Here is a 19,611-nt window from a genome sequence, read left to right as displayed (position 1 = left end):
CGAGCGTTGCTCGGCACGCTCTGGGCTTTGTAGAGTCGAGCCATGCTCGACTCCGTAGAAGCAGTCGAGCATGGCTCGACTCTACAAAAAGCAGTCGAGCAAGCTCGACTCTACACATCACCCCGCCGCCGTCGGCCGCACCACGATCTCGTTCACGTCCACGTCGCCCGGCTGCTCGATCGCAAACCGCACTGCGCGGCCGATCGCATCAGGCTGCAGCGCGATGGCGCGGTACTGCACCATCGCCTCCGCGGCGACCGGGTCGGTGATGGTGTCCGCCAACTCGCTTTCCACCACGCCCGGGTGGATGCAGGTCACCCGCAGGTCGCGATGCTCCTGGCGCAGGCCCTCGGAGATCGCGCGCACGGCGTACTTGGTCGCGCAGTACACCGCTGCCGTCGGCACCACCGACAGCGCACCGATCGAGGCGATGTTGATGATCTGGCCCTGGCCACGCGCCTGCATGTGCGGTAGCACGGCGGCGATGCCGTACAGCACGCCGCGGATGTTGACGTCGATCATCCGGTCCCACTCGTCCACCTTCAGCGAGGCCATCGGCGAGAGCGGCATGACGCCGGCGTTGTTGACGATCACGTCGATACTGCCGAACTCCGCCAGCGCCATCGCAGCGAACGCCTCGACCTGCGCGCGCTGGGTCACGTCCAGCGCCTGCACCCGCACCTGCGCACCTTGTCCGCGCAGTTCGTCGGCGAGTGCCTGCAGCCGGTCGAGGCGGCGTGCGCCGAGCACGAGGCGCGCGCCCGGCTGGGCCAGTGCGCGGGCGATGCCGGCACCGATGCCACTGGATGCGCCGGTGATGAGGATGGTTCGGGAAAGGCTCATGGCAGGACTCCTGGACGGGGAAAGGGTCGGTCTGGACCCGGTGTCGCCACGGTAGATCCCCCACGTTGTCGCGATAAGATGCCTATTGCCGATCAGACTGTTAAGGATTGCTAACCAATGTCCGTGGATCTCAATGCCCTTGCCGTGTTCCAGCGGGTGGCCGAATGCCGCAGCTTCACCGGCGCCGCCGAGCAGCTGGGCGTGACCCGGTCTGCGGTCAGCCAGACGATCAGCAAGCTGGAACAGGCGCTGGGCATTGCCCTGGTCCTGCGCACCACGCGCAGCGTCAACCTGACCGATGCGGGGCAGGCGCTGCTGTCCTCGGTGCGGCCGGCGCTGGCAGAGCTGGATACCGCGCTGGAGGCGACCCAACGTCGCCAGGCTGCCGTATCGGGGCAACTGCGGCTCGCGGTGTCCTCCATCGCTGAAGCCTTTCTGGCTGGGCCGATGCTGGCCAGCTTCGCGGCGCGGCACCCGGCGCTGCAGCTGGACATCACGGTGAGTGACGAGGAATTCGACATCGTCGGTGCGGGCTTCGATGCCGGCGTGCGCCTGGGCGAAGTCATCGCCCAGGACATGGTGGCGGTACCGGTGTCGGCACGGCAGCGGCAGCTGGTGGTGTGCGCGCCGGCATACCGCGATCAGCATGCGCTGCCCACGCATCCGCGCGAGCTGGCCGATCATCGCTGCATCGGTTGGCGCAGTGCGCCAGGCAAGGCGCCGTATCGTTGGGAATTCGAAGAGCGCGGACGGGAGTTCAGTGTCGATGTGCAGCCGGAAATCACCAGCAACGACATGGGCGTGATGGCGCGCCTGGCGGTGGCCGGCGCGGGCATCGCCATCGGCATGGAAGAGACCTGGCGGCCCTGGCTGCAGCGCGGCGAACTGGTGCCGCTGCTGGAGCCGTACTGCCCGCGTTTCGCGGGCTTTTTCCTGTATTACCCGAGCCGCCGCCAGGCCGAGCCTAAGCTGCGCGCGCTGGTCGAGCACGTGCTGGGTTGACCGGCGACGCTACCGTGTAGATCCACGTCATGCGTGGATGCGTCGGTCATGCCGCAGCAGTGACCTTCTCGAGGATGCGCTTGCCACTGGTTTCCAGCGCGGCATCTTCCTTTTCCTGCTGCTGCCGTGCCAGCTTCGCCGCCGGGCACTGCGCCAGCATGTAGTTGGCGTCGAAGTTGAGCTTCTCCACCAGGAAATCGACGAAGGCACGCACCTTCGGCGAGACCAGGCGGCCGCCAGCAAACACCGCGTTGAAGTCCACTTCCGGCCCGGTCCAACCGGCCAGCACGCGGCGCACCATGCCCGATTCGACGAACGGCTTGGCCATCACGTCGCCGGTCAGCAGCAGGCCTTCGCCGCACACCAGCGCGCCGTTCAACGCCGACATGTCGTTGGCGGTCATCAGCGGCGTCACCGGGAAATCGCGCAGCTCGCCACCGTTTTCGCCCAGCTGCCAGGTGAAGCGCGGCGAGTTGCCGGTGTGGTACGGCTTGCGCATGGCCAGGATGCGGTGGAACTGCAGCTCCTCCGGGTGCAGCGGCTCGCCGTAGCGTTCGATGTAGGCCGGGCTGGCAAACACCTGCGTGCGCAGGCTGCCCAGCTTGCGCGCAACCAGGTTGGAATCGGGCAGCGCACCCACGCGCAGGGCAAGATCGGCTTCGCCTGCAATCAGGTCCAGCTTCTCGTTGCCCAGGTGCATGTCCAGGCGGATTTCCGGGTACTGCGCGTGGAACTGGCCCAGCAGCGGCGCGATCCAGGTAATGCCGATGGAGTAGGGCACGGTGAAACGCAGCCAGCCACGCGGGCCGGACTGCAGCTGGCTCACCGCGCTCTCGGCTTCTTCCAGTTCGCGCGCGATGCGCTGGCAGTGCTCGTGATAGATCGAACCGGCTTCGGTCAGGCCGAGGCGGCGCGTGGTCCGATGCAGCAGGCGCGCACCCAGGCGCGTTTCCAGCTCCTGCACTTTGCGGCTGACCGTGGTCTTGGGCAGGCCGAGCGATTTGGCAGCGGCAATGAAGCTGCCTTGCTCGACCACCTTGACGAAGATCAGCGTCTCGTTGAGATCGTGGGACATGGTCGGGATCCTGGACGGCGGGGATGGGACAATCGTGACAGATCGATTGGACCGGGGACGGGATGATTATTCCCCTTAATCCGGACTAATCAAGTAAAGGTTTGAGGTCTATCGTGGCGCCATTCGTGAAATGGAGCTCGTCCCCCATGAGCCTGCGCAACATTCTTGCCCACTTCCGGCGTGCCGGCCAGAACGCTCTGGACCTGGCAATGACCGTCGAAGCCCGCCCCAGTTCCTTGGTACACAAGGATTTCCGGGAGTTTACCGCGCCCATGCGTAACCAGCGCGGCAGCTCGATCCGCCTGTCCGCCCAGCAGGGCGATCGACTGCGTCGAATTGGGACTATCCCGGATTTGGGAGGAAATGTCCCGTGAATGGGATTCTGACGCCCGAAGTCCTGGTTCTCGGCGGCGCCGGTGCCGTCGGCCAGGGCGTGGTCGGCGCCCTGCTGGAGGCCGGCAGTCCGGTCCTGGTGGTGGGGCGCGACCCGGGCCGACTGGCGGCACTGCACGAGCAGTTCGCCGATGAGCCGGGCCTGCAGACGATGCTGGGCTCGCTCAGTGACGACGGCTCGGCGAAGGTGCTGGCCGAACGCGTGGCGCAGCGTCCGCGCCCGCTGGCCGCGGTGGTCGCTGCGATGGGCGGGCCGTACAACCGCGGCCGTGTCATCGACCGCAGCGGCGATGCACTGCTGGGTGCGATGCAGGCCGACCTGATGCCGCACGCCCATGCGGTGCGCCACCTGCTGCCACTGCTGCAGGACAACCCGCATGCCCGCCGCTACGTGATGATCGGCAGCCCCGCCGGTGCCAAGCCCTGGGCGGGCTACGGTGAAACCTCCATCACCACCGCTGCGCTGCGCATGTACGCGCAGGTGGTGCACCAGGAAGCGCAGGCGCTGGGCGTGCGTGCGCAGATGCTGGAAGTGTGCAGTCCGGTCTGCACGCCGGCCAATGCGGCCAATGCCTGCATCGAGTGGCCGAGCTCGCTGCTGGTCGGCCGCCGCGTGGTGTCCCTGCTGGACGGATGCCGCGACAACCGCGCCATCGTCCGCTGCGACAACAGCGATGCGGAACTGCCGCGCGGCCTGTTGAACCTCGACCTGCCACCGCTGTGGCGCGACACCGCAGGCGTTGCTTGACCTCAACCATCGTTGAGGTCGCAGGCTACGCCGCCGCTTTACCGATCTTCGATTCCTACGCTGTACCACCCCTTCCGTACGGATGCATGCCATGACTTCCCCCAACACCACCTCACACCGTTTCAGCCATCGCCTGGCGATGGCCGGCGTGTCGATCCTCGCAGCTGCGGTGCTGGCCGCCTGCAGTGGCGGCCATGCCGAAGAGGCCGGCGCACCGCCGCCGCCGCAGGTCAGTGCCGCCCCGGTGCTGGTCAAGCCGATCAGCCAGTGGGACGAGTTCAGCGGCCGCGTCGAGGCCGTGCAGAGCGTCGAGCTGCGCCCGCGCGTGTCCGGCTACATCGACAAGGTCAATTACGTTGAAGGCGAAGAAGTGAAGAAGGGCGCTGTCCTGTTCACCATCGACGCCCGCAGCTACCAGGCCGAGTACGATCGCGCCGCCGCCGAGCTGGCCCGTGCCCGCACCCAGGCCAGCCTGGCCCGCAGCGAATCCGAGCGCGCCAAGCGCCTGTCCGAGCAGCAGGCCATCTCCACCGAGACCGCCGAGCAGCGTCGCGCTGCAGCTGATCAGTCCGGTGCGGCGGTGCAGGCTGCGCAGGCAGCATTGGATGCCGCGCGCCTCAACCTGGAATTCACCAAGGTGCGCGCGCCCATCGACGGCCGTGCCGGCCGCGCGATGGTCACCGCCGGCAACCTGGTCACCGCCGGCGACAGCGCCAGCGTGCTGACCACGCTGGTCTCGCTGGATACGGTGTTCGTGTACTTCGATGCCGACGAAAGCACCTTCCTCCGCTACGCCCAGATGGCCCGCAAGGGCGAACGCCCGAGCGAGCGTGACAGCGAGCTGCCGGTGAAGGTCGGCCTGTCCGGTGAAGAAGGCTACCCGCACACCGGCAAGGTCGATTTCCTCGACAACCAGGTGGCCCGCAGCACCGGCACCATCCGCGTCCGCGCACTGCTGGACAACGCCGATCGCCAGTTCACCCCGGGCCTGTTCGCCCGCGTGCAGCTGCTGGGCAGCGGCCAGTTCCAGGCCATGCTGATCGACGACAAGGCCGTGCTGACCGACCAGGACCGCAAGTACGTGTACGTGGTCGACAAGGATGGCAAGGCCCAGCGCCGCGACATCCAGCTCGGCCGCACCGCCGAAGGCCTGCGCATCGTCCAGAGCGGCCTGGCCGCCGGTGACAAGGTCATCATCGATGGCGTGCAGAAGGTCTTCATGCCGGGCATGCCGGTGCAGGCCAAGGCGGTGGCGATGCAGCCCTCGCCGGCGCCCGCACCGGGCCGCGATGCCACCGCCGCCCTGAACCACTGATCCGCCGTCTCCTGATCCAAGTGTCCGCTTAGCTGTCGGCGCCAGCGACAGCCTTCCCTGCCTTCGTCATTTTGACGAGGGGCAGGGCGGCTGTTGCCCGTCGGCGGCATTTCCCAGGAATTCCTCCATGGACTTTTCCCGTTTCTTCATCGACAGGCCGATCTTCGCGGCGGTGCTGTCGATCGTGATCTTCGCCGCAGGCCTGATCTCGATCCCGTTGCTGCCGATCGGCGAGTACCCTGAAGTGGTGCCGCCGTCGGTGGTCGTGCGCACGGTCTACCCGGGCGCCAACCCCAAGGTCATCGCTGAAACCGTGGCCACCCCGCTGGAAGAGGCGATCAACGGCGTCGAGGGCATGATGTACCTCAAGTCGGTGGCCGGCTCCGATGGCGTGCTGCAGATGACCGTCACCTTCCGCCCGGGCACCGACCCGGACGCAGCGGCGGTGAAGGTGCAGAACCGCGTGGCGCAGGCGCAGGCGCGCCTGCCCGAGGACGTGCGCCGGCAGGGTGTGACCACCCAGAAGCAGTCGCCGACGTTCCTGATGGTGGTGCACCTGACCTCGCCCAATGGCAAGTACGACACCCTGTACCTGCGCAACTACGCCCGCCTGCACGTCAAGGACGCGCTGGCCCGTATCCCGGGCGTGGGTGATGCACAGATCTTCGGTGGCGGTGACTACGCCATGCGCGCCTGGCTGGACCCGGACAAGGTGGCCTCGCGTGGCCTGACCGCCAGCGACGTGGTGCGCGCCATGCGCGAGCAGAACGTGCAGGTTTCGGCCGGCCAGCTCGGTGCCGAGCCGCTGCCCAACAGCCAGTTCCTGACCCTGATCAATGCCCAGGGCAGGTTGAAGAGCGAAAAGGAATTCGGCGACATCGTGCTCAAGAGCGGCACTGATGGCGAGATCGTGCGCCTGTCCGATGTGGCCCGTGTGGAACTGGGCGCCGGCGACTACACCCTGCGTTCGCAGCTGGATGGCAAGAACGCGGTCGGCATCGGCGTCTTCCAGTCGCCGGGTGCCAATGCGCTTGAGATCCGTGATGCGGTCATCGGCACCATGGACGAGATGCAGAAGACCATGCCTGCCGACGTGAAGTACGAAGCGGTGTATGACACCACCATCTTCGTGCGTGATTCGATCAAGGCCGTGGTGTCCACCCTGCTCGAAGCCATCGCCCTGGTGGTGCTGGTGGTGATCCTGTTCCTGCAGACCTGGCGTGCCTCGATCATTCCGCTGATCGCCGTGCCGGTGTCGGTGGTGGGTACCTTTGCCGCGCTGTACCTGCTGGGCTTCTCGATCAACACGCTGAGCCTGTTCGGCCTGGTGCTGGCGATCGGCATCGTGGTCGACGACGCGATCGTGGTCGTGGAAAACGTTGAACGCAACATCGAGGAGGGCCTCACCCCGCTGGCTGCGGCCCACCAGGCCATGCGCGAAGTGTCCGGCCCGATCATCGCGATCGCGCTGGTGCTGTGCGCCGTGTTCGTGCCGATGGCCTTCCTGTCCGGCGTCACCGGCCAGTTCTACAAGCAGTTCGCCGTCACCATCGCCATCTCCACGGTGATCTCGGCCATCAACTCGCTGACCCTGTCGCCGGCCCTGGCCGCACGCCTGCTGAAGCCGCATGACGCCGCCAAGGACGCACCGACGCGCATCATCGACCGCCTGTTCGGCTGGGTGTTCCGTCCGTTCAACCGCTTCTTCAAGTCCAGCTCGGAGAAGTACGAGCGTGGCGTGTCGAAGATCCTCGGCCGTCGCGGTGCCGTGTTCGTGGTCTACGCGATCCTGCTGGTCGGTACCGGCGTGATCTTCAAGCTGGTGCCGCCGGGCTTCATCCCGACCCAGGACAAGCTGTACCTGATCGCTGGCGTGAAGCTGCCGGAGGGTTCGTCGATCGCGCGTACCGATGAAATGCTGCGCAAGGTCGCCAAGATCGCCCAGGAAACCGATGGCGTCGCCCACACCATTTCGTTCCCCGGCCTCAACGCGCTGCAGTTCACCAATACGCCCAACACCGGCGTGGCGTTCATTCCGCTCAAGCCGTTCAACGAGCGTCATGGCCGTACGGCTGCGCAGATCAACGCCGAGATCAACCAGAAGATCGCCGGCCTGCAGGAAGGCTTTGCCTTCGCCCTGATGCCGCCGCCGATCCTCGGCCTGGGTAACGGCAACGGCTACCAGATGTTCATCGAGGACCGTGGCAATCTGGGTTACGGCGCGCTGCAGAATGCCGTGCAGTCGATGCAGGGTGCCGTTGCGCAGACCCCGGGCATGGCCTTCCCGATTTCCAGCTACCAGGCCAACGTGCCGCAGCTGGATGCGGAAGTGGATCGCGTGAAAGCCAAGGCCCAGGGCGTGCAGCTCACCGAGCTGTTCGACACCCTGCAGACCTACCTCGGTTCGGCCTACGTCAACGACTTCAACCAGTTCGGTCGTACCTGGCAGGTGATCGCCCAGGCCGACGGCCCGTTCCGCGAGAGCGTCGAAGACATCGGCAAGCTGCGTACCCGCAATGACCGCGGTGAGATGGTGCCGATCGGTTCGATGGTCACCATCAAGCAGACCTTCGGCCCGGACCCGGTGCTGCGCTTCAACGGTTACCCGGCGGCCGATCTGGCCGGTGAAGCCGATCCGCGCCTGCTGTCCTCGGCCGAAGCGATGAACAAGCTGACCGAGATCGCCGACAAGGTGCTGCCGGTGGGCATGACCACCGAATGGACCGACCTGAGCTACCAGCAGGCCACCCAGGGCAAGGCCGCCTTCATCGTGTTCCCGGTGGCGATCATGCTGGCCTTCCTGGTGCTGGCGGCGCTGTACGAAAGCTGGTCGCTGCCGCTGGCGGTGATCCTGATCGTGCCGATGACCCTGCTGTCGGCCCTGTTCGGTGTGTGGATGACCGGCGGTGACAACAACGTGTTCGTGCAGGTCGGCCTGGTGGTGCTGATGGGCCTGGCGTGCAAGAACGCGATCCTGATCGTCGAATTTGCCAGAGAGCTGGAGATGGGCGGCAAGGGCATCGTTGAATCGGCCCTGGAAGCCTGCCGCCTGCGCCTGCGCCCGATCGTGATGACCTCCATCGCGTTCATCGCCGGCACCGTGCCGCTGGTCCTGTCCCATGGTGCAGGCGCCGAAGTGCGCTCTGTCACCGGCATCACGGTGTTTGCCGGCATGCTGGGCGTGACCCTGTTCGGCCTGTTCCTGACCCCGGTGTTCTACGTGGCCCTGCGCAAGTTCGTCACCCGCAACGGCGGTGGCCAGCTGGTGCAGCACGGCGAGCCCACCATTCACCACTGACATGCACCCCGCGGTCGCCGGCATTGTCTGGCGACCGCTTCCCCCAAACCAAGGCGTGAATCCATGAACACCCATCAGAACAAGATTGCACTGGTCACCGGCGCCACCCGTGGCATCGGCCTGGAAACCGTGCGCCAGCTGGCCCAGGCCGGCGTGCACACGCTGCTGGCCGGCCGCAAGCGCGAGACCGCGGTGGAGCAGGCACTGCTGCTGCAGGGCGAAGGCCTGCCGGTGGAAGCCATCCAGCTGGACGTGACCGATGCTGCCAGCATCGCCGAAGCGGTCGAGCAGGTTCGCCAGCGCCACGGCCGCCTGGACATCCTGGTCAACAACGCCGGCATCATGATCGAGAACCCGGCGCAGGCGCCGTCCGAGCAGTCGCTGGAGACCTGGCACCGCACCTTCGACACCAACGTCTATGCGCTGGTCGCGGTCACCCAGGCATTCCTGCCGCTGGTCAAGCAGGCCAAGTCCGGCCGCATCGTCAACGTGTCCAGCATGCTCGGCTCGCAGACCCTGCATGCCGATCCGGACTCGGGCATCTACGATTTCAAGGTTCCCGCGTACAACGCGTCCAAGGCGGCCGTGAACAGCTGGACCCTGTCGCTGGCGTACGAGCTGCGCAACACGCCGATCAAGGTCAACACCGTGCATCCGGGCTACGTGAAGACCGACATGAACGGTGGCAACGGCGAGATCGAGATCAGCGAAGGCGCGCGTTCCAGCGTGGAAATGGCGCTGATCGGCGAAGCCGGTGCCAGCGGCAGCTTCACCTACCTGGGTGAGGTGCTGCCATGGTGATCCGCACGTTGGCGATGGCCATCTCCAGCCTGGTGCTGGCAGGGTGTGTCAGCGTCGGCCCCAACTACAAGGCCCCGGCGCAGGAGCCGGTGGTCCTGCAGGGCGCACAGCAGGCGGTGTTCAGCACCGCCTCGCCGGTGGCCAGCTGGTGGGCGCAGTTCGATGATCCGGTGTTGGAAGAGCTGGTGCACGGCGCATTGTCGGAGAACCTGGACCTGCGCGTGGCTGTGGCCCGCGTCAGCCAGGCCCGTGCGGTGTTCGTGGAAAGCCGCTTCGACCAGGCCCCGCATGTTACCGCTGGCGGCAGCTACGATCGCCGCAAGCAACCTGATCCGCAGCTGGGTGGGCAGCGGGTGTTCAGTGAAAGCTACCAGCTCGGCTTCGACGCCGGCTGGGAGCTGGATCTGTTCGGCCGCAAGCGCCGCGCTGCTGAAGCCGCTCGCGCCGATCTCGGCGCCGAACAGGCCAACCTGGCCGATGCCCAGGTGCTGGTCGCCGCCGAAGTGGCGCGCAACTACTTCGAGCTGCGCGGCACGCAGAAGCGCATCGCGGTGGCCCAGCACACGCTGGAAAACCTGCGCGATACGCAGAAGCTGACCGAGGCGCGCTGGGAACTGGGCGCCGGCAGCGAGCTGGATGTGCAGAGCAGCCGCGCCCGCCTGAAGGCGATCGAGGCCGACATCCCGCTGCTGGAAGTGTCCGAGGCACAGTCGCGCAACCGCCTGGCGGTACTGCTGGGCCAGCGTCCGGAAGTGCTGACCGCGATGCTGGCACCGCAGGACGTGCCGGCCTTTGCCAAGGCACTGCCGCTGGGTGACACCCGCGAACTGCTGCGCCAGCGTGCCGACGTGCGCGTGGCCGAACGTCGCCTGGCCGCTGCCACCGCACGCGTGGGCGTGGCCACGGCCGATCTGTTCCCGCGGCTGTCGCTGTCCGGTTTCGTCGGCTTCCTCGGCGGCGATGCCAGCGGCCTGGTCAACGGCAACAACAAGGCCTGGTCGCTGACGCCCTCGCTGAGCTGGGCCGCGTTCGATTTCGGCACCGTGCGTGCACGCCTGCGTGCCAGCAAGGCCGAGGCCGAAGGCGTGGCCGCGCAGTACGAACAGGCCGTGCTGCTGGCGCTGGAAGACACCGAGAACGCGCTGACCCGCTACTCCAAGCAGCAGGCGCGGCTGGCCATCGTGGTCGAGCAGGCGCAGGCGGCACGGCGTGCCGAGTCGCTGGCGCAGATCCGCTTCCGCGAGGGCTCGGAGGACTTCCTGACCCTGCTGGATGCGCAGCGCACGCAGCTGGCCGCCGACGATGCACTGGCCGCGGCCGAGGCAGAGGTCAACGTGAGCGTGGTGGGCGTCTACAAGGCCTTGGGCGGCTGGGGGCAGTCGCCGCAGGCGCCGAGCGTGGCGCAGGTACAGTAACCGCAGGACTGCAACAACGACGAGGGGACGGATGCGCAGGCATCCGTCCCCTTGTTGTTTGTGACCGTCAGCGCTTCGGCCAGTCCAGCTCAACCACCAGCGGGAAGTGGTCCGACGGCAGCACGCCGCCGATGCGGCGGTCGTCGGTGGTGAAGCTGCGGGCATGGAAGCCGCGCACCAGCACCCAGTCCAGCTGCACGGTGGCCTTGCCGGTGAAATCGTGGAAGGTTTCGCGCGGGCCCTGCGGCGCCTTCACCTGGGTGCGGGTGTCCTGCAGCACGCGGGTGAAGGCCTTGTAGGTCTCGCTGCCGGGTTCGGTGTTGAAATCACCGGTCAGCACCACCGGCAGGTCGGCGGGCAGCGTATCCAGGCGCTTGGCGATCAGCTCGGCGCCCTTGATCCGGCGCGGCTCGTCCTCGTCGCGGTAGGGCAGGTGGGTGTCCATGAAGTAGAAGCGGCGGCCATCGTCCAGGCGGCGGAACAGCGCCCAGGTGACCATGCGCGGGTACAGGTTGCCCCAGGTGATGCTGCCGGGCACGTCCGGGGTATCGGACAGCCAGAAGTTGCCGGATTCCTCGATGGCCAGCACCTTGCTGTCGTAGAACACGCCCATGTGCTCATCGCCCTCGCCCCCGCGGCGGCCTTCGCCGAACCAGCGGTAGCCGGGCAGGTGGGCGGCCAGGTAGGTGGCCTGTTCCTGCACCAGTTCCTGGGTGCCGACCACGGCCGGGTGCGCATCGAGGATGACCTTGACCATCACATCGCGACGGTCGTCCCAGCGCTTGCCCGGTTCGGTATCGGCGGGGGTGCGCACGTTGAAGGACATCACCTTCAGCGGGGCGGGCGGTTGGGCCGCCCAGGCAGCGGCAGGCAGAGCAAGGGCCAGCAGCGCGCACAGTGCGGGCCGGCGAAGACGCGACAACATAGTGGAATCCCTCCATTCCATGAAAACGGTTTCACGAAGCATGCCACGGAACGCAGGGCAGGGGGTGTGCCGGGATGGGTGGCTGAGACGAGGGCCGGGCGGACGCTGGGACCGCCCGGCAGACCGCAGGACGCGCGATCAGGGGTCGTACATCATCCCGTTCTCGTCGCGGTTGTAGTGATCCTGCTCGACGCGGGTGCCGTCGTCATAGATCGCATACAACGTGCAACGCTGGTGCACGCCGAAGCCGGCGTGGAAGGGAACACACTGCTCGTCCAGCCCGACGAGCTCGGCCGCCTGCACCGGTGCAGAGGGGGCCATCGCAGCCAGCGCCAGCACGGCGCCGAACGAACACGCAAGCATCTTCCTGTGCAGCATCGAACACACTCCTTATGTCAGGGATGTTGAACGCGCTTTCTGCAATCGCGCAGATGCGCCGGACCTGTGTATCACGGGGCGGGCAGGGCGGGTAGTCGCAGGGCAGCATGGATTGGGGCGGCACGATTTGACGCATCCGGACACGTCGGGAAAGATACGCCCCTGTTCCGGGCCAGCCATATCGCCACGCCCTCCCCCCAAGAGGAGTTCACGTGCTGAGATATTCGCGGCTGACGGTCGCCATTTCGTTGCTGGTCTGCGCCCACGCCCACGCCCACGCCGAGCAGGCCCCGCCCGCGCCGCAGACGCTGGACAAGGTCATCGTAACGGCCTCGCGTACCGGTCAGGACGCCGCCACCGCCCCGCAGACGGTGGTGATCATCGGCAAGGAGCAGATCGAGCAGCAGCTGCGCCTCAGCAGCAATTCGTCCGATGTGCTGTCCAGCCTGCTGCCGTCGTACACGCCCAGCCGCGGCAAGATGAACGGCAGTGGCGAGACCCTGCGCGGGCGCACGCCCCTGATCCTGGTCGATGGCATCCCGCAGTCGAACCCGCTGCGCCCCACCGGCCGCGAGGCGCATACGATCGACTACGCGCTGGTCGAGCGCATCGAGGTGATCCAGGGTGCCAACGCCATGAACGGCCTGGGCGCTACCGGCGGCACCATCAACCTCATCACCCGGCGTCCGGAGCCGGGCGCGGTCAACCAGCACTTCGGCGTGCAGACGACGCTGCCGACCTCTGAAGTGCGCGGTGAAACCACTGGCTACCGCGCCGATTACCGCATCAGCGGCAGCAAGGGAAAGTGGGATTACCTCGTCGGCGCCGGCTATGAAGACCAGGGCCTGTGGGTGGATGGCGAGGGCACGCCGATCGGCGTGGACGTCACCCAGGGCGACCTGATGTCCACCCGTGCCTACGACCTGCACGCCAAGCTGGGCTACTGGATCGACGACAACCAGGAGCTGCAGTTCAGCAGCAACCGCTACCGCATCAAGTCCAAGGCCGAGTATGTGCCGGTTGCCGGCAACCGCGATCTGGGCGTTGCCACCACATCGGTGCGCGGCACACCGCCGGGTACGCCGGCCTGGAACGATGCCTGGACCACCGGCCTCAGCTACACCCATCACGACCTGGCCGGCATGGAGCTGAAGGCGATGGTGTTCAACCAGGAGTTCGAAGGCTTGTTCGGCGCGGACAACTCGTCCACCTTCCAGGACCCGCGCATCGCGCCGGTCGGGACGTTGTACGACCAGTCGCGCTCGACCGCTTCCAAGTGGGGCAGCAAGACCAGCCTGGGCCGCGATGACCTGCTCGGTGGCGACCTGAAGATCACCGCCGGCGTGGACACGCTGCGCGACAGCGGCAAGCAGGACCTGTACGGCACCGGCCGCACCTACGTGCCCGATTCGCGCTACAGCAGCGTGGCCGGCTTCGTGCAGGCCGACTACAGACTGCTGCCGCAGCTGACCGTGCAGGGTGGCTGGCGCCGCGAAGAGGCCGACCTGCGCATCGACAGCTACACCACGCTGTACCGCTACAACCGCGTGGCGGTGCAGGGCGGCAAGCTGAAGTTCCAGCAGAACCTGCGCAACATCGGCCTGGTGTACGCGCCGACCGAGCGCTTCAACACCTTCGCCAGCTATTCCGAAGGGTTCGGCATGCCCGACGTCGGCCGCGTGCTGCGCTCGATCAACACGCCGGGCACCAACGTGGAATCGCTGCGTTCGCTGCAGCCGCTGCTGACCCGCAACAGCGAGATCGGCGTGCGCTACCGCTCGCCGTCGTGGGAAGCCGAGGCCAGTGCATTCCAGTCACGCTCGGAGTACGGCACGCGCGTGATCGCGGTCGACGGCGCGTTCCAGCTCGCCCGCGAAAAGACCGCCATCGAGGGCCTCGATGCGAGCGTGCGCTATCGGTTGAATGATGCCCACCGGCTGGGCCTGTCCTATGCCTGGACCCGCGGGCGCTACGACAGCAATGCCGACGGCCGGCTCGACGCGCGCCTGGATGGCCTGAACATCGCACCGAACCGCGTCATCGCGACCTGGTCGGCGCAGTGGACGCCGGAGCTGTCGACCTTCCTGCAGGGGCAGTACGCCTTCAGCCGCAACTTCGACGAGGCCGCCAAGGAATTCAGCGGCTACGCGCTGTTCGACCTTGGTGTTGACTACCGGCTTGCCAAGGGCAAGGTGAACCTGGGCATCGCCAACCTGCTCGACCGCCAGTACATCACCTACTACTCGCAGAGCGCGCTGATCGAACCGGCGCGGTACTTCGCCGGGCGTGGACGGACGGTGACGCTGGGTTACAGCCTGGATTTCTGAGGCGCGACGCGCGGGCAGGATTATTTCTGCCCGCCATCATGCGCCTGCATGTCCTCGTGCAGGATGCGCCGCAGCTCGACAATCGCCGGCGTGGCTTCCTGCACGCTGTGCCCGGACACGATCACCTTTTCCGATACCGCATTGGGCAGGTGCGAGCTCCAGTAGGGCACCAGCCCGTCGTTGGTTTTTTCCAGTGGCCCGTCGGCGCTGGCGCGCGCGATGATGGAGTGGTAGCGCACCCGCGGTGACATCGGCAGATCGGCGACCGCCTTCACGAACGGATCGTCCTTGTCGAGGTTCTGGATGCTGTTCATCTGGTAACCGTGCTTGCCATCGTCGCGGTCGATGTGGCCTTCCTTGGCGACGTTGGCGGCGTCTTCCAGCACGGTCAGCGGCAGCCGCACCAGGCGGCCGATCCAGCGGCCCAGCCGCGTGCCGGCCACGTCGGTGCCACGGTGCGGGGTGGCGATGAAGACCACCCGCGAGATCTCCGGTTCGGGCTGGAAGGTCAGCAGCGGCGGGCCCTTGGTGCGCAGCAGTTCGCGTTGCGCCGGGCTCAGCTGGGCCGTGGCCAGCAGCGTATCCACCAGGTGGTCGCCCGACGAAGACACCATCAGCCGCGAAATCACCCCGCCCATGCTGTGCCCGACCAGCACCATGTCATGCGAGGCCACGGCCTTGCCGCTGGGATCGTAGTGTTGCATCACGTCCTCGAGCGTGCGCCGGATCGCATCGTGGCTGAGCGCGATCGGCATGTTGGTCGGATAGTAGAACTGCCACACCTGGAAATCGCTGCGGATCTCGTCGTCGCGCATCAACTCGTTGGCCACGTTCACCCAGGCCTCGGGGCTGCTGGCCAGGCCGTGGATCATCAGCAGCACGCGGCGGTTGGGGTCGTAGGGCTGCATCATGAACAGATGCGGGCGGTCGATGCCGCCCTTGCCACCGAACAGCGAGCGCAGCGATTGCCGGCTGAAGTTGGAACGGGCCAGCCACAGGGCGTAGCCGGCGGTGAAGTTGGCCGCCAGCGGCACCTGCTCGCCATGCAGCTGCACCATCGAGATCTGGTAGGGGTCGTGGATCTCCAGCTCGGGCTCGTCGTCGTGCAGCATTTCCCACAGGTTGGCGCCGGAAAAACGCAGCAGCACCGTCATCGAGGGCGAGGGCATCTCGCTCCAGCTGCGCTCGGGTGGCGCGGCGTCCTGGCTTGGGCGGTCGGCATGCGCTGCAGCGGCCAGGCCGGTCGTGGCCGGGTCGGCCATCACCGCCACCAGTTCGGCGCCGAAGCCATCGCGGCGGTGCACGCTGCGCAGGGTGCCGGTGAAGGACATCGACGCGGCCGCCACCAGCTCGATCGGCTCGCGCGTGTCCTGCGTGGTGCCTGCATCGGGCTGGGCCAGCACGAAGGTCCAGCGGCCCAGCCGCAAGCGGCCGCTGTCGTTGCCCACCTGGTGGCTGGAATAGGCATCGAACAGCATCACCGCAGCTTCCTGCACGGCCAGGTTGTAGTAGTCGCGCACCTGGGTCTGGCGGTCTTCGAAGCCGCGCTGGTTGGCCGTGCGTTCGGTGAAGAAGAGATACGCATAGGCCTGCCGCGCGACGTGCATCCACGCATCCAGCCGTGGCTGGAAACCGGGATCGGCCACCAGCATCGCCGGCGTCGTGCCGCGCCGGGCCTTCGGCATGGGCATCGCCATCGCCTGCTGCAGCCACAGTTCGGCCAGCGCCGAGCGCTTGTCCTCCTCGCGCACCACGATGCTCGCTTCCATCGCCTCGATACAGGGCAGGCCGGGCTTGGCGCAGGCGGTTTCGTCCAGGCCCGCCACCCGCAGCGTCTCGATGGTCGCCGCGCTGAGCCTGCCGCTGGTGAGGATGTCACCGCGCTTGAGGGCGATGTACTGGCCCGGGGTGACCGTGGCCACCTGCACCGAGGGGCCGAACTGGCGCAGCGTGGCGCAGCCGCTCAACAGGAGCAGCGCGATGAAGACGAGGGTCGTGTGGCGAATGACGCCGAAGCCCGTAGTTGCCATGCGATCCTCCGGCGCGGTGGCGCCACTCTAGCGGGCGGGGCGTCAAGGCGGAAGCACGTGGATAAACGCGCGCTGGGTGGACTGTGACACCATCGCTGGCAGTGCTTTTCAGGGAATGACGATGCACCTGCTGGAAACGCGGATTCCACCGCCGCTGGTGATGCTGCTGTGCGGGGCGGTGGGGTATGCGCTGGCCGGCGCCTGGCCGTGGCCCGTCCTGCCGGTTCCTGGCTGGGTTGCAGTGCTGGTGGGGCTGGCAGGGGTGGGGCTGAACCTGCTGCCCAAGCTGGCCTTCCGCCGCGCGCGGACCACGGTCAATCCACTGCGCCCGGCCGCTGCTACATCGCTGGTGACCGGCGGCATCTACCGCCACACCCGCAATCCGATGTACCTGGGGCAGGCGCTGGTACTGCTGGGCGGAATGCTGTGGCTGGGCAGTGCTGCGGCGCTGCTGGTCGCGCCGCTGTTCGTCGGCTGGATCACGCGCTTCCAGATCCTGCCGGAGGAGCGGGTGCTGGCCGACCGGTTCGGGGAGGACTATGCCGCCTTCCGGCGCGGGGTGCGGCGCTGGTTGTAGGGCGGGTCAGGCCGTCACGGCGTGATCTGGCGCTTCATGGCAGCGGAATAACCTTCGTAATCGTCACCCGCAATTGATTGACGCTATTGAAGCTCAGTCCAAACCTCGATAGCCCAGCGTTTTGATTGACAGTCTCGTTCATAAGGTTGAAGTGGCCCGCTTGGCGAACTGATTCGCGGCCAGCGAACCCGACGAAGTGGCGTCAGACAATTGCTGTTGTCAAAGCGGTGAGCCAAGGGTGGGTTGAAGAAAATCACGAAGTGTCGGATAGAAAATCATCCAGTGCAGCATGGAGAAATTGACGAGGCCGTGAATAACTGATCGCTGTGCTGAGTTAAGATTGAAAAATTGCATGCCAGCGCAGAGGAATACCGAGAGGAGAAAGGCTGGCACTATAGCGTCGACGTGAACTGCAGCGAATAGCGCGCTTACCCCGATGGTGGCAGCCAGCTTCCCAAAGTAGTAGGAGGCTCCATCAAGAAGGAGGTGTCTTACAACTTTCTCCTCAAATAGTGGAGCTGCGATACAACTGGTCACCAAGCCTAGCGCGTAGAATTTTAAAGGTATTTCTTTTAATTGCGGGAAGTTGGTTTCGTGTCTCCCGGGGAAACCAATGAAAAGCACCCAGATTGCTCCGAGTAGTAATCCAATAGCTATCAATCCGGTGCACAGACGAGGCGACCATTTTCTGCGCGGTTCGTTGGGGAGTAACCGGGAGCAGGCAAGAAACGCGAGCATCTCGGTCATCGCTTTTGATCCGAAAACGTCGAATGAGTTGAGAATTCCTTGCGCGGCGCCGACGCCTGCTATTGCAATTGCCGCTACAAGTATTTTGTTCTCTGCAATCGGACGAGGTTTCCAGAGAGATATATTGTTGATCACGAGCATTGTTCCCATGACCCGGGCCCTGACTCAGGTCAGGGCCCGGGTTGCTGCCTTACTTCATCATGATTTGCTTCCAGACCAAGCCCGCAGCGCCGAATCCACTGAATGGTGCGATTCGACCATAGCGGTAAGCCATTTCTCCGATTTGCCCAAAGTTCCCACCTACGTGAGTGCCGCTGCTCTGGCCAATCTGGAATCGAAGGTCGCCCGAGCCACCGGAAATCTCCGCAACTTCAAAATGTATTTAATTCGCGCATATTGAATCCTTGTTTTCCCGTCATTGGGATTGACATCCTTTCGATCCACCTCTGGACCTGTCAAGCGTGTTGTGAGATTTCGTTTTTCGCAACTCCGCCGGCGAGACGTGCAATTTTCCGCAAATGGTCTGAAATCCCCGCATCGATGGCTTCAGAACATGAAGCGAGTTCCAATCCTGCGATGTTTGATGGGATTCGAGACGCTGCGAATCTAGTGCTGAATCCTCGTTTGGACGGCTGGGTGGATGTGGTCGAAGGCGACACCTAATTGTTCTGCAGCCTGATCAGCAGGGGAGCCTTGGGTCAAATTGATTTCGGAGATCATGAGTTTCAGTGAGGTTGTCCGGTCGATCTGGGGCAAAGACGTAACTTTCCAGCTGAGCTATGCCGTGGTGTACAACGGCGGCATCTGTTGCTGGATCTTCCCAGCTAACGAAGAGCAGACGCCCCGCGGGGCATGAAGGCGTAGGGTGCGTGAGAGCGACCGAAGCTGGTGCAATGGTCGTGGGTACTGACCAGATCGAGGCGGGCAACCGATTGAGAAATTGGTCCGGCTACAGGTCAATTGATAGCCTCTCCTTGCCGGCGATGCGGTACTTCAAGCGCTTTTTGCGTGCACCGGTCGGGGTGAGAAGAAGTACAGGCCGCCGTCGTCGGTGATCTTCCCCGGCTTGTCACACGGCTCGACGCGCCTGATGGCTGCCTCGGTCAGTGGCATCGGGGGGCCGCCTCAGTCGGTGCTGGCCGACCGGTTCGGGGAGGACTATGCCGCCTTCCGGCGCGGGGTGCGGCGCTGGCTGTAGGGCAGGGCGCAGACAACAAAAAAGCCGGACCCCAATCGACGGGAGTGTCCGGCTTTTCGTGCCCCGAAGGGCGGTACAGATGGTGGAGGTGGGCGGAATTGAACCGCCGTCCGAAGGCACTCCATCCCCAGCACTACATGCTTAGCTCACCGTTGAATCTCATCCCCGAGCAGCACGGTGTGCAAAGCGCACCCGGGAACCAGCCTGTTGTGTTCTAGTGCCGGACTGACAGGCAGCCGCCCAGCGCGATTCCATGATAATGACTCTACGCTGCGAGCATGGACACAAGCAGTTTCGAGGCTCCGCCTAAGTCGGCAGAAGGTCACGCACCGCAGTTTTTAGGCTGCGAGAGCGACCGGAGCGTAGTTGTCGTCGTTGGCAACTAGAGTTTTGCAGCTGGATTTACGAGGACAGCTACCCCCTCGGCATGCGCCAGGCGACTTCACAACCCCCGTCGAAACCAATGCACCCCCGGTTTCTTCAAGTTCTGCAAGGTACTAGGCCAAGTGCGTGTTGCCACGTACCGGTCCTGCCCAACG

The 19,611-nt window shown here is 65.6% G+C and carries 16 protein-coding genes and 1 other RNA gene; 10 read left to right on the top strand and 7 right to left on the bottom strand.

The features are described from left to right. Positions 1-117 precede the first annotated feature (117 nt). Positions 118-843: an SDR family oxidoreductase gene (locus QMZ26_RS11165; protein WP_108746488.1), complete on the bottom strand. Its 726-nt coding sequence runs from the start codon at positions 841-843 to the stop codon at positions 118-120. A 117-nt stretch (positions 844-960) separates the two neighbouring features. On the opposite strand from QMZ26_RS11165, the gene QMZ26_RS11160 reads away from it, so the two are divergent. After that, entirely contained in the window at positions 961-1,845 is an 885-nt protein-coding gene (locus tag QMZ26_RS11160) for a LysR family transcriptional regulator (RefSeq protein WP_079221530.1), read from the top strand. A gap of 46 nt (positions 1,846-1,891) precedes the next feature. On the opposite strand, the gene QMZ26_RS11155 is transcribed toward QMZ26_RS11160, so the two are convergent. After that, a complete protein-coding gene (locus QMZ26_RS11155) occupies positions 1,892-2,920 on the bottom strand; it encodes a LysR family transcriptional regulator (RefSeq protein WP_200733875.1) in 1,029 nt (342 codons plus the stop codon). A 146-nt stretch (positions 2,921-3,066) separates the two neighbouring features. On the opposite strand from QMZ26_RS11155, the gene QMZ26_RS11150 reads away from it, so the two are divergent. From QMZ26_RS11150 to QMZ26_RS11125, 6 genes are all read left to right on the top strand, one after another. Then, the gene (locus tag QMZ26_RS11150; RefSeq protein ID WP_108746491.1) at positions 3,067-3,294 is read left to right on the top strand and encodes a hypothetical protein; all 228 of its coding nucleotides are present in this window, start codon (positions 3,067-3,069) and stop codon (positions 3,292-3,294) included. Further along, complete coding sequence (locus QMZ26_RS11145; protein WP_283221490.1) at positions 3,291-4,061, top strand: SDR family NAD(P)-dependent oxidoreductase; 771 nt, start codon at positions 3,291-3,293, stop codon at positions 4,059-4,061. The genes QMZ26_RS11150 and QMZ26_RS11145 overlap by 4 nt, the downstream gene beginning before the upstream one ends. Before the next feature lie 91 nt (positions 4,062-4,152). After that, positions 4,153-5,376 (top strand): efflux RND transporter periplasmic adaptor subunit, encoded by a 1,224-nt coding sequence (locus tag QMZ26_RS11140; RefSeq protein WP_174208682.1) that lies wholly within the window; start codon positions 4,153-4,155, stop codon positions 5,374-5,376. Positions 5,377-5,503: 127 nt separating this feature from the next. Beyond that, a complete protein-coding gene (locus tag QMZ26_RS11135; RefSeq protein ID WP_283221489.1) occupies positions 5,504-8,674 on the top strand; it encodes a multidrug efflux RND transporter permease subunit in 3,171 nt (1,056 codons plus the stop codon). Positions 8,675-8,737: 63 nt separating this feature from the next. Further along, a complete protein-coding gene (locus tag QMZ26_RS11130) occupies positions 8,738-9,475 on the top strand; it encodes an SDR family oxidoreductase (RefSeq protein ID WP_283221488.1) in 738 nt (245 codons plus the stop codon). Continuing rightward, a complete protein-coding gene (locus QMZ26_RS11125) occupies positions 9,469-10,890 on the top strand; it encodes an efflux transporter outer membrane subunit (RefSeq protein WP_283221487.1) in 1,422 nt (473 codons plus the stop codon). Before QMZ26_RS11130 ends, QMZ26_RS11125 begins: the two co-directional genes overlap by 7 nt. 67 nt (positions 10,891-10,957) lie before the next feature. Here QMZ26_RS11125 and QMZ26_RS11120 read toward each other — a convergent pair whose 3' ends face one another. Next, positions 10,958-11,815, bottom strand: coding sequence for an endonuclease/exonuclease/phosphatase family protein (locus QMZ26_RS11120; protein ID WP_200733721.1), 858 nt, complete (start codon positions 11,813-11,815; stop codon positions 10,958-10,960). 138 nt (positions 11,816-11,953) lie between these two features. Further along, on the bottom strand, positions 11,954-12,193 hold the full coding sequence (locus tag QMZ26_RS11115; protein ID WP_200733722.1) for a hypothetical protein: 240 nt from the start codon (positions 12,191-12,193) through the stop codon (positions 11,954-11,956). A gap of 212 nt (positions 12,194-12,405) precedes the next feature. Between QMZ26_RS11115 and QMZ26_RS11110 the strand changes: the two genes are divergently transcribed. After that, on the top strand, positions 12,406-14,520 hold the full coding sequence (locus QMZ26_RS11110) for a TonB-dependent receptor (RefSeq protein WP_283221486.1): 2,115 nt from the start codon (positions 12,406-12,408) through the stop codon (positions 14,518-14,520). Positions 14,521-14,540: 20 nt separating this feature from the next. Here QMZ26_RS11110 and QMZ26_RS11105 read toward each other — a convergent pair whose 3' ends face one another. Continuing rightward, positions 14,541-16,550 carry an alpha/beta fold hydrolase gene (locus tag QMZ26_RS11105; RefSeq protein WP_283221485.1) on the bottom strand — a complete coding sequence of 670 codons (2,010 nt, stop codon included), beginning with the start codon at positions 16,548-16,550 and terminating at the stop codon, positions 14,541-14,543. Between the two features lie 121 nt (positions 16,551-16,671). On the opposite strand from QMZ26_RS11105, the gene QMZ26_RS11100 reads away from it, so the two are divergent. Continuing rightward, positions 16,672-17,127 (top strand): isoprenylcysteine carboxylmethyltransferase family protein, encoded by a 456-nt coding sequence (locus QMZ26_RS11100; RefSeq protein ID WP_283221484.1) that lies wholly within the window; start codon positions 16,672-16,674, stop codon positions 17,125-17,127. 219 nt (positions 17,128-17,346) lie between these two features. On the opposite strand, the gene QMZ26_RS11095 is transcribed toward QMZ26_RS11100, so the two are convergent. After that, positions 17,347-18,009: a CPBP family intramembrane glutamic endopeptidase gene (locus QMZ26_RS11095; RefSeq protein WP_283221483.1), complete on the bottom strand. Its 663-nt coding sequence runs from the start codon at positions 18,007-18,009 to the stop codon at positions 17,347-17,349. A 13-nt stretch (positions 18,010-18,022) separates the two neighbouring features. On the opposite strand from QMZ26_RS11095, the gene QMZ26_RS11090 reads away from it, so the two are divergent. Next, complete coding sequence (locus QMZ26_RS11090; protein ID WP_283221482.1) at positions 18,023-18,274, top strand: hypothetical protein; 252 nt, start codon at positions 18,023-18,025, stop codon at positions 18,272-18,274. Positions 18,275-19,152: 878 nt separating this feature from the next. Here QMZ26_RS11090 and ssrA read toward each other — a convergent pair. Then, positions 19,153-19,545, bottom strand: a transfer-messenger RNA (tmRNA) gene (gene ssrA / locus QMZ26_RS11085). Positions 19,546-19,611: the final 66 nt, after the last annotated feature.

Origin of the sequence: Stenotrophomonas sp. PFBMAA-4 (genome assembly GCF_030053215.1) — a bacterium.
In the GTDB taxonomy this organism is placed as follows: Bacteria; Pseudomonadota; Gammaproteobacteria; order Xanthomonadales; family Xanthomonadaceae; genus Stenotrophomonas.
Note: the sequence above shows the minus strand (reverse complement) of the source record. Positions and strands in the feature narration are given on the sequence as shown.